The 14245-nt window shown below is 53.3% G+C and carries 9 protein-coding genes; 4 read left to right on the top strand and 5 right to left on the bottom strand.

The window, feature by feature from the left end; genetic code table 11:
* The first annotated feature begins 21 nt into the window (after positions 1-21).
* Positions 22-4533 carry a tetratricopeptide repeat protein gene (locus KTH_RS21225; protein WP_497620973.1) on the top strand — a complete coding sequence of 1504 codons (4512 nt, stop codon included), beginning with the start codon at positions 22-24 and terminating at the stop codon, positions 4531-4533.
* A 518-nt stretch (positions 4534-5051) separates the two neighbouring features.
* Here the strand turns inward: KTH_RS21225 and KTH_RS21220 are convergent.
* Genes KTH_RS21220 through KTH_RS21210 form a run of 3 tightly spaced genes read right to left on the bottom strand, consistent with a single transcriptional unit; the run spans position 5052 to position 8007 of the window.
* Positions 5052-6155, bottom strand: a complete 1104-nt coding sequence (locus KTH_RS21220) for a lipid II:glycine glycyltransferase FemX (protein ID WP_497620971.1) — start codon at positions 6153-6155, stop codon at positions 5052-5054.
* A gap of 28 nt (positions 6156-6183) precedes the next feature.
* Complete coding sequence (locus KTH_RS21215) at positions 6184-7428, bottom strand: lipid II:glycine glycyltransferase FemX (RefSeq protein WP_497620969.1); 1245 nt, start codon at positions 7426-7428, stop codon at positions 6184-6186.
* A gap of 6 nt (positions 7429-7434) precedes the next feature.
* A complete protein-coding gene (locus tag KTH_RS21210) occupies positions 7435-8007 on the bottom strand; it encodes a GNAT family N-acetyltransferase (protein WP_111324115.1) in 573 nt (190 codons plus the stop codon).
* 688 nt (positions 8008-8695) lie between these two features.
* On the opposite strand from KTH_RS21210, the gene KTH_RS21205 reads away from it, so the two are divergent.
* Complete coding sequence (locus tag KTH_RS21205; protein ID WP_497620966.1) at positions 8696-10438, top strand: peptide ABC transporter substrate-binding protein; 1743 nt, start codon at positions 8696-8698, stop codon at positions 10436-10438.
* A 269-nt stretch (positions 10439-10707) separates the two neighbouring features.
* On the opposite strand, the gene KTH_RS21200 is transcribed toward KTH_RS21205, so the two are convergent.
* The gene (locus KTH_RS21200; RefSeq protein WP_497620964.1) at positions 10708-11268 is read right to left on the bottom strand and encodes a general stress protein; all 561 of its coding nucleotides are present in this window, start codon (positions 11266-11268) and stop codon (positions 10708-10710) included.
* A 100-nt stretch (positions 11269-11368) separates the two neighbouring features.
* Complete coding sequence (locus KTH_RS21195) at positions 11369-12013, bottom strand: response regulator (protein WP_111324118.1); 645 nt, start codon at positions 12011-12013, stop codon at positions 11369-11371.
* A gap of 242 nt (positions 12014-12255) precedes the next feature.
* Here KTH_RS21195 and KTH_RS21190 point away from each other — a divergent pair, with 242 nt between their 5' ends.
* Positions 12256-13299: an ABC transporter ATP-binding protein gene (locus KTH_RS21190; protein WP_497620962.1), complete on the top strand. Its 1044-nt coding sequence runs from the start codon at positions 12256-12258 to the stop codon at positions 13297-13299.
* A 1-nt stretch (position 13300) separates the two neighbouring features.
* Positions 13301-14197 (top strand): DUF2705 family protein, encoded by an 897-nt coding sequence (locus KTH_RS21185; RefSeq protein ID WP_497620960.1) that lies wholly within the window; start codon positions 13301-13303, stop codon positions 14195-14197.
* The last annotated feature ends 48 nt before the right edge of the window (positions 14198-14245 follow it).

Below are 14245 nucleotides of genomic sequence, written 5' to 3'. Positions count from 1 at the left end.
TTAAATAGAGAAAGAGACTATATGCCTGGGAACCGAGAAGTTTATAGCGCAGCAATAAATGCAGCCGACCGCCATCGTTGGGATAGTCAGTGGATGGAGGCGTTGCGGGAGTACCAACGAGCGCTTGCGGAGTTCCCAGAGGATGCGACCGCACGTAGTGGGCTAGGGTTCTGCTACATGCAGCTAAAGCAGTGGCAGCAGGCGCTCAACGAATATGAATATATCCTCAGGCGCGACCCGAGCAACATCATTGCGTTAAGCAAAACCGCGGAACTATACGGGATTCTAAACAGGCGTGAGGATGCATATCAAGCATATTTACATCTAGCAGATCTTTATTCTCAAGCCGGACAAGGTGCGCGTGCTGAAGCAGCCTGGCTCAAAGCAGTGCAGTTGTCCCCTGGCAATCCTGAGCCTCATGAACGACTCGCCAGCTACTACTTTGAAAAGAAAGATATCGCTGCAATGATGCAGCAGCGTCTGGCAGCGGCACAGGGATATTTATATCGAAATGAGCTAGAACTGGCACGCCAGCAGTGTGAAGAGGTTTTACGCGCTGATAATTCAAACGTCCAGGCTCGCCAGTTGCTCGCACAGATCCAACAGGGATCGGGGCCGCCTTTGGGGACAGCCTGGCCTGACTCCGTATCGAGTGCAGGGCCCCCGGCTCACATGCCTCAAACGACGAACAGCCCTTTCTCTCAAACAACGAATTCAGATCATTCTGTAGCCAATACCGTTTCATCGGGTAATACAAGCGGAGGTAATACTGGCATCATGGGTAACATGGGTAGCGCGGGCAACTATGGCGGAGTGAATAATATGGCCTCTTCCGCCGCTCTTACCGGCTCCGGTGGGATGCCTCGCAGGCGCATTACTGCCAGTCAGGTCACAGAGGCGTTGAAACAGGCCCAGATCTTTCAAGATCAGGGACGATACAATGAGGCCATTGATCTCTGTGAACAAATTTTAGAAAGTGGCTTTGACCGTCCTGATGCCCGCTACTTTCTAGGATGGCTCTATCAGGAGCAGCAGCGCTGGGATGATGCTATTCGGCAGTTCCAGATGTTGCTGAATGATCCTGATTATGCTCTTTCTTGCTATTATGCTTTAGGCCAGTGCTATCGAGCACGTGGCGATCTTCGTACTGCGACGGTTCATTTTGATGAAGCTGTTGACCGGGTTAATCTGGACGCGCTTACCGTTGAAGAGGCTGACCAACTGGTTCAGCTCTGTCAGGAAGCCGCGGAGGCTCATCGCTTGCTCGGTGAACAGGAACAGGCACTGACCGTTTATAACGCTCTTCTTGGTTTCCTGCGTAGCCGTGGTTGGAACGACAAAGTTGCTCAGGTAGAGTTTATGTTGCAACAGGCGCAAAATGCACCTGCGCCTGCTCGCCCTGTTACCCCCCCTGTCACTCAGAATGGCTCACCGATGCAGGGGCCGCCATCACAGATGCCGCCACAACAGCCGATGGCCGACGCGGCAACGATGATGTTTAATGCTCCTCCACAGGCCCCTATGCCGCCGCAGCAGCCACAGCAGCCACAACAGCCAGCGGCAAACCAGGCGAATAATAACGTGGGCGAACTTCCAGATTGGTTGACCGGCATCCTGAATGAAGGCGAACAACCACAGATGGCGGCTCCACAACAGCCACCAATGTCACCGCCGCAGGCTTCAGTGGCCGAACAGCCAACAATGATGCAGCCGAGTATTGGCGATCAAATGGCGCCTCAACAGTCAGTTCCTTCACAGCCGTTGCAGGCTCCACAGCCTGAACAGCAGGCAGCTCCTTCCTGGCTAACAGAGGATATTCCGCCTGCCGCGCCAAACTCAACGCGGGTGCTGCCACAAGATCAGTTTGGTGGCGATATCTTTGGCCAGCCGATGCAGCAGCCGACGCCGCCTCCGGGGCAACAGCCAGCCGTACAGCAGCCGACACCACCTCCGGGGCAGCAACCAACGGTCCAGCCGATGCAGCAACCGGCAGCACCGCAGTCGATGCAGCAGCCGACGCCGCCTCCGGGCCAGCAGCCGGCAATGCAATCAATACCGCAACAACCAACTATGCCGCAGCAGCCGGCACCTGCACAGCCAGCGGCGCAACAGTCGAGCTTCTTGTTTGAGCAGCCGACACCGCCGCCAGGCCAGCAACCGGCAATGCAGCAACCGGTGGCACCGCAGCCGCAGCAACCGACACCGCCTCCAGGTCAGCAGCCGGCTGTCCAGCCGATGCAGCAACCGGTGGCACCGCAGCCGCAACAGCCGACACCGCCGCCGGGCCAACAGCCGGTGATGCCGCAAGGCTTCCCGTTTGAGCAGCAGCCGCAACAGCCGACGCCGGGCCAACAGCCGGTGATGCCGCAAAGCTTCCCGCTTGAGCAGCAGCCGCAACAGCCGACGCCGCCGCCGGGACAACAGCCAGCGGTCCAACCAATGCAGCAGCCAGTGGTAGCACAGCAGCCAGTTATGCCTGCTCCAGCAGAGAAATCACCGGTTGTCTCGCAGCCGTTACAGGCCGCGCCAACTCCTGCCGACCAGGTTAGCTTGTTGCTGCCGAACACGCCGCAGGAGCCACAGCTAAGCACACTGGCGGGCATGATTGCGGGGACTGCGTCACCTCAGCCGGAGACAAAGCCTGCTGAAGATCTGTTGAGTCAGCTCGCTGGCAGCACAAATACGGTTCAGGTTGAGGATGCCATTACGGCAAGTACCTATAATCTGCCGGAGAATGTGCGGGGGCGGGTTGCCCAGTCGATGCGCGACATTCAAAACTATGTCAATCATGGCCTGCTGACACCTGCAATGGAAGAGTGTCTGCGCGTGATCGAGATGGCGCCACAATATCTGGATGTCCATCAGGTACTGTGTGAGATCTATGTGCGACAGGGTAAAATCGAGCAGGCCATTACCAAGTATGCCATTCTTGTTGATACCTATATTGTGAACGGGCGTACCGAGGATGCGATTGCTACCTATCGGCGTATCTTGCAGCTTGAGCCAAATAACCTGACCTATCGCATGCGTCTGATCAATCTTTTGTCGTCGCATGGGAATAAAGAGGATCTCTTGCGTGAGCGAACGCTGGCAGCGGAAGCGTATCTGCGCCTGGGCTATATGGATCGTGCGCTGACCGAACTGGAGCAGGCGCTACAGGAGAGCCCGACCAGTGTTCCTACCCGCCTGAACTATGCACTGGCTTTGCAAAAGCTCGGACGCAGTCAGCAGGCGATGGCTGAGTATCAGCGCGTCTTGCAGGTTGATCCTCGCAACATCACCGCGTTGGTCAGGCTACATATCATGCAGATTACGGCCCTCGGTACTGCACGCTCGAACTCGTTGGAACTGCTTTCTCGCATTCGCTGGCAACTGCGTGGTGAAGGCCAGAAGAACGCGAACGCGGTTGTCCGTGAGTATCTACAGGCAGTTGATATCTATCCGAATAATGCGGATGTTCACTATTCGCTCGGACAGATTTACCAGCAGTGTGGCCTGTTTGATAAAGCGGTCGATTCGTACAGCCTATCGCTGCGTGATAGCTCGGTGGAAGTGCTGGCACGGGTTGCATCCGCGCATTGTCTCTTGCAGCAAGGGAAGCCCGAACCTGCAATTCAGCATCTCGAACAGGCTCTTCAGGCCGCCCGGCGCTCGCCCGTGGCAATTGATCCGGCTACCTGGGCCGCCCGTCCCCGTGAGGAGGGTGAGGAGCATAAAGCGCCAGAGGTCGAGATCTCGAAGTTACTGGCGGATGCCTATGCTCGTACAGGTCGTATGGAGCAGCGCGATGCCCTGTTACGCCAGTTGAAGCAGACTCGTGCCGCTCAGGATGAGGTTGCCTCGACACTGGCGGAAATCTCGGCGCGTCAGAGCGACCCTGAGACAACGCTGCGTGAGTATCTGGAGCTGGTGAACCATTATCGGAGCAGCCGACAGGGAGACAACGCGATCAAGGTGCTGAACGAGATGGTGCGGCTTGCTCCTCAGGATCCTCGTGCTCATGAGGAACTGGCCGAGATCTATATCAACCGTGGTCTACTCGAAGAGGGCATTGCAGAGCTACGCCTGCTGGCCGATATCTACTTACGTCGGAATCGCTCGAGTGATGCCGCGCTGGTGCTTCAGCGTATCGCCAGTATCTATGATGAGATGGGCGACAATGATGAGGCTCTGGCGAACTACTGCCGGGCCGCCGAGCTTGACCCAACCTCAATGGATCTGATGCGCGAGGTGGTTGGTTTCTGTTATCGTGTTGGCCGATCTCATGAGGCCGCCAGATATCAGGAAGCGATTGCGCGCCACTACTACGAAACCCATCAGGTGAAAGAGGCGGTCGCCGCGCTACAGCAGTTAATCACTATCGATCGAACGAACTACGATGCCTATGATATGCTCGGTCAGACCTATCAGTCTGTTGGTGAGTATGAACAGGCAAGCAGGGTATATCGTAACCTGGCAAAGGTGAATCCAGGGAGCACAGTAGCGCGTGAACGCCTGGCGACATTGCAGGAGTTGCGTTCAAGTTCCCGCTAAGGTTTGTTCTTGGAGAGGGGCAATAATTTGCCTCTCTCTTTTTTTATTTTGACCGGGCTCCTCGCGGTTCTGCTTCCAGGAAGGGCTTGACGAATCATGTTAGGGTGTGCTAATATCCGAGTAGATTGGTAAGATTTAAAGGGGAAAATGAAGGCCAGATATATTCCATTTTCCCTCCTTCTCGCTGTTTTTCACGTCAGGGAATGTGTTCGGGAACTCATGGGTACCGAAACACATTCCTTTCTTTTTGGGACCAGGCGTCATCTGGCGAGAATGCTTCTTATATGCAAGCGAGTAAGAAGAAGTATTTGGTCCTATCAGTATAATATCCTCAAATGCGTAATAGTACCCATTCTTTCATGTGCATATGCTTTACCTCCCCTCGCCTCTGCTAAGCCTCCTCTAGCGAGGCGAGGTTTTTTTTGCCGGAGGGAAAAAAAGAGCGCAAGAGGAATCCCTTCAGAGGGGAGGCCTGCTCTTGCGCTTTTACTCTTTTGAGGGTTGAATGACCGAAGAGTTTATTTGCCTGGTTTTTCGCGGGCTTTTTCCGCGTGAGCCACGGTACGGGCGGCAGCGGCTTTACGGTATGCCATCTCATCGCGTTTTGTCTTGATCTCAAGCAGGGCGCGATAGGTCTGATAGACGACCGGACGGTAGGCGAGGTCATGCGTGTCCATAAAGCGGATGGGATAGCCGCCAAACCCGCGCTTGAACTGATAGACGCCCCAGAGCTCCTGACCTTCTTCGAGGATATCAGGAATACCCCGGAAGTTGTAGTACCAGCAACCATGTTGTTTAGCCCACTGGATGCCAGTCCATTGCAACAGGTGGTTTGGCATGCGCTCACGATGCTCGTTGCCCGATGCTCCGTACATATACCAGCTCCAGCGCCCGAAACACAGAACAATGATCGCAGCAATGGGCTTGCCTTCATATTCGGCTATAAAAAGCTGACCCATGTCCTGTGAGCGGAAGGTTTCGAGTACGTTGCGGTAAAACTCTTTGCTATTAATATGGAAGCGATCGCGCTCGCTTGTTACCTGATAGAGACGGAAGAAGGCATCAAAATCAGCGTCGCTGGTTCCGGGACGGACGGTGACGCCTTTCCGGCCTGCCAGCCGAATATTGTAGCGCCACTTCTCTTTCATCTGAGAAAGCAGCGTTTTCTCGTCTGGCTGGATATCCAGCACCCATTCGTGACGGATATGGACATAGTGCGGGTTTGCATGAAAGCCAAAGCGGCGCAAGGCCGAGGACCATTTCAGGTTGCGATCAGCAACGCTTGGCTCCACTTTTAGCATAAAAGCGCCCCGCTTATGCGCCTCTGCCTTCACGAAATTGAGGAGGACGGTCATTGCGGGAGAATGAGGGTCCTCAATAATCGGTCCGCGTGGTGCGTAAAAGTAGGTCTGCTTGATAATTGGTGCCTGAGAGACCAGGATCAGCATTGCGGCGCATAGCTTGCCGTCGTTGTCTACAACGCCGACACGAAGTGTTTCCTGCACGCCGTCAAGCTGAGTGGCGTAGTCTCCCCACTCATAGGATTGTGTAATATTGCAGCAGACTGATGAGGTGACGAAATCGTTCCACTGCTGACGGTCAGTAATAATACGGGCTTCCATTTCCAATCCTTTTATTCTGTGTCCTGTTTTACGCCGATTTTTCCGCCTTCTTTTGCTGTTCTACGGGCGGTTTCTTCTTGCTACCGGTTATCTGTTTCTCGGCGGGATTCTGCGCTGATTTGGCCCCATTCTGGGCGGCTGCCGGTGAGGTTTTCTCAGGGCGTTTGGTCTGAAGCTGACCGCTGGCGGCTCGCTCAAGCTCGACTTTTCGGCGTTCGCGTGCGCGGCGGGCGCGTTTCCATTCGACAAGCGTTGTCCAGAGCGTATAAATGGCTGGCCGGTACACGAAGTCCTGTGTAGGGATATTCAGGCGGGAGAAGCCCCCAAAGCCCTTCTTATATTCGTAGACGCCCCACATTTCCTCGCCGGGCTCCAGAATCTCTGGAATGGTACGGAAGTCAAAGTGAGTGCATCCCTTTGACTGTGCCCACTGGATACAATGATATTGCAGCAGGTAGGTGGGCTTGAGATTGCGCTTGTGATTGCTTGAGGCGCCGAACATATCCCAGCACCAATCGCCAAACCGGATCAGCATTTTCGCCGCGATCGCTTCGCCCTCGTGTTCTGCGAGGAAGAGTACCGCATCACCCTTGCTGGCAAAGTGCCGCAGGATCTCCTTATGATACGCCTTGTCGTGAATGAAGAAGGCGTCGCGCTCGCTGGTAATTTTCATCAATTCGTAGTAGGCATCGAAATCGGCATCGGTGGTAGCCTCACGAATAACGACGCCTTTACGGGCGGCGGAACGCACGTTCTGACGCCATGTCATCTTGAATTTTGCAAGCAGTTCTTCAGCGGGAGGGCGGATGTCCAGGACCCAGCTTCTACGCCCGTGAACGGCTATCGCGTTGTTACGGAAGCCGAGGCGCTGATAGGCGTTGATCCATTCCTGCTGATTGGGATCGTCATCGGCGATATTGGGTTCGATACGAAGGACGACGGCCCGTTCTTTGCGAGCAATCAGATGAGCATGCTGGATCAACGCTGGCAGTGCAGGCGAATCGGGGCTGGTAACGGTTGGCCCACGAACGCTATACAGCCACTTGAGCTCGACGCCCGGGATTTTGACAGGCAGAGGAACCGGATTGACGGTCAGTAGCATCGCGCCGATCATTTCGCCATCCTGAAGGGCGCCCAGACGGTAGATGCGCCCTCCAAGATATTTGTTGAGTTCTCCCCACTCATAGGACTGTAGAAGATGCCCGCGAGGCTGTGCCTGAAGGAAGTTATTCCATTGTTCGCGATCGGTGATTTCTTCTATGGTAAGAGACATACGCAATTACTTCTTTTCTTCTTGCTCCAAAAATTCACTTCTCAAAAGGCTGTATACACGAACGTTGTTATATTTGCCGAAACGGAAAATGGCTTCGCGCAATGTACCTTCATACTTGAAGCCCGCTTTTTCATCGGCTTTCCATCCGCCTATATTCTCTTCCATATCCTGCGTCTGGATGCGGTTCAGATTTAATTCCATAAATCCGTAGCGGATCATAAGCTTTGTTGCCTCAGTGCCGTATCCCTGCCCCCAGACGCTGCGATCTCCGATAATGACGTAGAATTCGGCTGTCTGATTGAGGGTGTTGATGTCCTTTAAGCCAACCAGACCGATGAGGCGATTATCACTCTTCCGCACGACACCAAAAATAATATGACCGAAGCTTTTGTACAGGTTCTCGATGCGTTCTTTTCCGCGGTAGTCGCTTGTTGGGTAAACGGAGAAATAACGGCGGATCTCCTCATCATTTAGCCAGGTGGAATACAGGTGGTTGTCCTGGGCCGGTTCCAGAGGACGGAGGTAGAGACGGTCTCCAATAATAAAAGGGTTTTGCATCTCGGTAATATTTTCAGACATAGTTTTGTACTCCATAGCTTCAATGTTCTCATGCATACAAGTTACTGGTTTTGAGGGCAGTATAACATAGCGAAAAATTCGAGGCAATTTGATCGTGCTTTTCTAGGGAGAAAGGGATACTATGCACAGACAGGTATCCTATTTCGCTCTTTATCCTGCGGCCTCACTCCTGTTTCGTCAACTTGCTGTCTATCTTTGCTTGCTTGCCTCTTGACAGCGAGATTTCTCTATGTCTATAATTGACTAAACTGATCAACTAAATTAAAAATCCAGGTAGCGTGCCCCTCGGTACGACTTCAACAGGGAAAAGTAGGTACGGAAAAATGTTTGTGATTGAGTCCGAGAACCCCCTTCGGAGGTTCGCTTTGACGCCGCTTGCGCCACGCATCAACCTATCTATGATTCGTGCTATTCCTCATATGTCCTCCCTCTCTCAGCGTTGTATGCCCTGTTCCATGTGTGCCTGTTGTTGTTAGGGCCTGGCTGCATTCTTTCATCCCTTTCTCTTGAGTCTTCTCTTTTCATTCTATGGCATGGAATAAAATCCTGTCATTGATGTGTCTTATGTTATAAACTAGAGAAAATAACACCGCTCGGTTATTTTCATTCTTTTCTGTTCATCCCTGAAGGGAAACACTATTTCTCAAATAGGTATTCCCTGGCTGGCAGTGTAAAGGAGTTCTTATCGATGTCATTACGACGTAGCCCAATGCGAAAATACTCTTACATCCTGTTGGGCTTTCTGGCTCTGCTCGTCGTCGCCTGTGGAGGCGGGAACACAACCACAGCGAATGATGGCGGGAAAGCACCCGAGAACAGGCAGGTTCTGGTTCAGCCGATGGTCGGCCCTGGATCATTGAAGACGCTCGATCCGCCGATCGCTGGCGGTCCGCGTGTGGTGAGCATGCTCTATACCGGCCTGGTGCAGCTTGACGAGAATTTACAGGTGATTGATCAGCTTGCACAGACACACGAGGTGGCAAGTGATGGCGTGACCTGGACATTTAAGCTGAAACCCAATCTGAAGTTCAGCAATGGAGATCCCCTGACATCTGAAGATGTTGTCTACAGCATTGATCGAGCTCTCCAGCCTGCGACAAAGGCTCCAGATGCGCTTTTCTATTTGCGCCTCATCAAAGATGCGGACAAGCTGGCAACAGGCAAAATCAAGACGCTGATCGGTTCCAGTCTGCTGACTCCTGATCCGCAGACCGTGAAGATCATCACCAGCAAGAAGGCCAGTCACTTCCTGTATGCGCTGGCCTATGAGACGGCTTTTGTAGTGAATAAGAAGGTCGTTGAGAAGTATGGCTCAAGCTATACCCACCATATCAAGGAGGGCGCGGGAGCCGGTCCGTACATTCTCTCTGAGGCTGATGAAAACAAAGCGTTCGTTTTTGTTCCCAATCCGAACTACAATGGACCAAAGCCACAAATTAAGAAGGTGATTATTCCTTTCTACAAGAGCCAGGACACGATGTATCAGGCCTACCAGACCGGTGAGGTCAGCTACACGAACGTGCCTCCCTCTCAGCTCGAAGCTGCCCAGAAACTGCCCAATAACCAGTTCTACAAGGCAGCTATTCAGGGGACCACGTACTACACGATGAACTATCTGATCAAGCCGTTTGACAATCAGAAGGTTCGTCAGGCTTTTGCCCTGGCCCTGGATAAAGAGCAGATCGCGCGCTCGGTGTATAAGGATACGATTATTCCGACAAACCATATCGTCCCTCAGGGAGCGAACAGCTACAACCCGAATCTCAAAGGTCCGGCTGGTGTTAATGATTTGAAGGGCGATAAGGCCAAAGCAAAAGCGCTCTTTGAAGAGGGACTCAAAGAAGAGGGCCTGAGCCGCGATAAACTGCCCCCGATCACGCTTTCGATCCCCCAGGGTGATACGCTGGTGCAGCGTGAGGCTGTGGTGGTGCAGCAGATGTGGAATGAGACGCTTGACCTGGACGTCCGGGTGAGCGTTGTTGAGACCTCGAAATATTACGAAGATATGGACGCCACAAAGAACAATCCACATGGAATGATGATCTGGCGTTCCTACTGGAAAGCAGATTATGCGGACCCGCAGAACTGGCTGACCTTGCTGTTCGATAAAGAGTCGACTTTTAATAATGAGAACTACGGCACAAACAATGCCTCCAACAAGGCAGAGCAGCAGAAGGCCATTGATCTCATGTATACTGCTGATGCAAACTTCAATCAGGATGAGCGCATCAAGCAGTATCAGGAGGCGGAACAGATGGTTGTCGATCATGCTGCCTGGATCCCTCTGTTCCAGATGACAAAGGTTCAGGTGCGCAAGCCGTGCGTAAAAGGCATGATCAATTCGGCCCCGTTTGATCCGGCTCCAGACAACTGGTCGAAGATCTACATTTCAAACGACCAGCCGTGCATTAGCTCAAGATATACTGTCTGAAGAGACTTTCTCACAACTTTGACGGCGTAGCGTGTATGTCTTGGTGACGATGAAGAGGGACAGCGAGAACAATGACGTTCTCCTGTCCTTTTTTCTGCGTTTTGGCCTGAGGAGGAGAGATGCTGACCTTGAATGGCCCCGGCATCTGGTTCTGCCAGAACAGGAATCATGCCAGCGCGACGGAAAGCGGCTCTGAGAGAAACAGTGAGAGGGGGGAACAGAAAACGAGAGAGAAACAGTCTGCTGGCTGTTTCTCTCTCTGCACAGGCTCAATCGGTATCTTTGGTTTCCTGGGGGTTATCCGTGCCATATGGCCTGATAGGAGGCGTTGCATTGATGATGCCCGCCTGTGTTTCAGCGTCATAGGCCCCATGTTTGCGCATAATTGCCAGGGCATCACGATACCCTTCCGCACTTGGCGTTTTTACGACGATAACGGTGTGACCGGCTTCCAGTTCCTGCTGATAAAACTGTGCATCTTTCTCTGGAATGCCGAATTTGACGAATGAGCCGATAAGCCCTCCGGCGGCTGCTCCGAGCGTGGCCCCGCCAAGTGTGGTCGCGAGAATGCCGCCTGCCACTGCCGGGCCAATGCCAGGAATGAGTAATGAGGCGGCTGCACCCAGAACGCCTCCGATGACACCTCCTTCGAGGATACCGGCGGCAGTGTTGGCTGCTTTGGCTGCATCTTTGCCGACCACGCGGCTGCGAGCTAGAAAGCCGATCTCATCATCATTGAAGCCAGCCTGCTTGAGCTCTTCTATGGCCTGGTTCGCCTGGGCTTTGTCATGGAAAACACCCACGACAACGGTATTTTGTGTCATTGCCATCGCCCTTTGCTCCCTTCCTGTACGGCTGTTCCAGGGCTACGAAAGGCTACTTCCTGTGTGATTAACACGGGAATGGTTCGGGTAAAGTTTCACAAAGCGCTTATTGATTCTGTGGCGTTTCCGGGGTTATCAGATTGAGGCGAGCGGCGTAAAGTGCTGCCTGAGTGCGACTCTGGACACCGAGTTTCGCCAGAATATGGCGTACATGTGTCTTCACGGTATCTTCAACGATGTGCAGGTGTCGGGCGATGTCTTTGTTAGTCTGCCCCTGGGCAAGCAGCCGGAGCACATCGGCCTCACGCTCCGTCAGGCGATCAATACGGTTTGGGATGCGCATTTCCTGACGCAGAAAAGCAGTGGCCTGAGGAGACATATGGAGTTGCCCTTTGCTGGCCGCTTTAATGGCTGTACAGAGCTCCTCGGCCTCAGTATCTTTAAGCAGGTAGCCAATCGCTCCCGCTCTGACAGCCGAGATTACTGCCAGACGTTCCAGAAAGCTGGTCAGAATAACCACTTGCGTTTGCGGAAATTCCTGACGAATTCTGCTTGTTGCTTGAATGCCATCAATAACAGGCAGAAGGAGATCCAGTAAGACAACATCCGGGTGATGCTCTCGTACAAGTTCCAGCGTTGCTGCTCCATTGGCAGCTTCTCCAACGACCTCGATTGCTGGATCGTCTGTAATGAGATGGCGTAATCCTTCGCGTACAATGCAGTGGTCATCTGCGATCACCACGCGAATCATCTCTGTTCCTCCTTCCGGGTACAGGCTTCGTGCTCCTTTTTTATTCTACACCGTCTGACGAATGCTTTTTCGTGCATGTTCTGCGAGTGATCTTGACTCCTGTTCTCTCGCTGGAGGGGCTGTCATTCGGGCTAGAACTTGTGATAACGGACAAAGATATGCTGTAATAGTTCTGGGCAGGCCTAACAAACAAACTGTATGTGTATTTTGAAGCACTATCTGGAACAAAAGAAAGTATTGTAATGGAGAAAGAAATTGTATTACGGACAGAAGGGCTGTCAAAGCGTTTTGGAAAGCGTGTTGCTGTTGATAATCTGCCTCTAGAAGTATATCGGGGTGATGTTTTTGGGTTACTGGGGCCGAACGGATCAGGTAAGACAACGACGATTCGGATGATCCTCAATCTGATCCGGCCAACGAACGGGCGGGTGATTCTCTTTGGCTGTCCTTCGACCGAGAAAGGAGCCTATCGCGAGGCATTGCGCGGTGTGGGCGCGATTGTTGAGCAGCCGCTCTTCTATCCTTTCCTTTCGGGATGGGAGAATCTGCGGGGGATCGCGGTCTTTGCCGGGCTCCCTGATAACAGTCAGACAAGAACTCGGATTGACGAAGTGTTACAGATGGTCGGGCTTGCGGAACGGGCGCGGGACACCTTTCAAAAGTATTCATTGGGTATGAAGCAGCGTCTGGGGATTGCCGCGGCCCTGCTGAACAATCCAGAATTGGTCATCCTCGATGAGCCAACAAACGGCCTTGATCCGGCCGGAGTTGTGGAGATCCGAAACTTTATTGGGCTGCTGGCAAAGCAGGGCATTACGGTGATTGTGTCCAGCCATATCTTACATGAGATCCAGCAGGTCTGCTCGCGGGTTGCCATTATCAAATTCGGGCAATTGCTGGTACAGGGCGACGTGCATTCGCTGCTGGCCTCTCAATCGGGGGTACGAATGCTCTTCAGGAGCACGGAACAGGCATACATGGCCGAAAAGTTGCTCAATGCTTTGCGCGGTGAGCGCGCTCCCTGGCTAAATGGTGCGCACTGCCTTCAGGCGGAAGCAGGGTCGTGGGCTCCGCCAGGCAGTGTATTGTTGCATGTTGATGTATCGGTTGAGCACTCGGCTGATCTCAATGCGTATCTCTGCTCTCAGGGAGTGGTGCCTGCCGAGATTCGGCGTGTAGAGGCCAGCCTTGAACGCTACTTCCTGGAACTGACGGGCGAGGCTGCGGGCTCTATGACGAACCATATACAGGGAGCCTCAATGATGGCTCCGGGGAGGAATGGCTAAGATGCAGAATGCATGGATAGAAGCGTCGCCGAGGCAGAGACGGCGAAGAAGCTGGTTTGGGGAAGTTGTGAGCCTGATTGGCTGGAACTGGTTTGTGCTGCGTCGTCGGGCGAGCATGACCGTAATTCTGACGCTCTTCTTTGCAATCGCGGCGCTGATCGTGATTGGCCTGTTTCTGTTGGGAAGCGGGTTGTTAGCCTATCCCGGCTCATTGAATATCCTCTCACAATATACGGTAAAGCTCGGTGCATTTCTCTTTCCTGTGCTTGCGGCTATTCTGGTCGGGAGCGAATACAGTCAGGGAATGCAGCGTCAGATCCTTTCTCGGGGCTTGAGTCGAGCGCAGGTGTTGATTGCGCAACTTATTTCGCTCTTCCTGCTCCTGCTTGTACTGGTGGTGATTGTGTTTCTGCTGGCGCTGCTCATCGGATTCGCTGTGCCAATGCTGAAACAGATGCAATGGGCGGTACCATCATCATATCACTGGGAGCTCTTGCCGGTCTTTCTGCTTGGCTGTGTGCTGAATCTCTTCCTCTATATGACGATGGCCGTCTTCTTTGCGACGCTTGCGAGAACGCCGGTTGGTGGCGTGGCCTTTGTCCTGGTTTATGAGATGCTGGAACTGGCACTCTGGGGGACGCTTCAGGCCTTTCTCGCGATGGGCGTTATTCAGGAGGATGCGGCACGTTGGATTCAGAACATCGGCCCCTGGCTCCCGGGCAATGTAGCGAATCGGGTTGCAGCGTTGACCTCGGATCTTCTGCCAGGCAACTTTGAGCAGGCGACCTCGCTGGCTGTTACAGGGCTGCCAATCTCGCTGTTGACCCTGCTTGGCTATTGTGTCATTCTGATTATCGCTGCCTATCTGCTCTACAGCCGACGCGATATTCTTGAATAATATCCAAACAGGAGGCTGACAAGCGCAAGCTGCCGGCCTCCTGTTTTT

This window comes from Thermosporothrix sp. COM3 (assembly GCF_059696735.1).
This window is presented reverse-complemented; position numbering and strand designations above follow the sequence as displayed.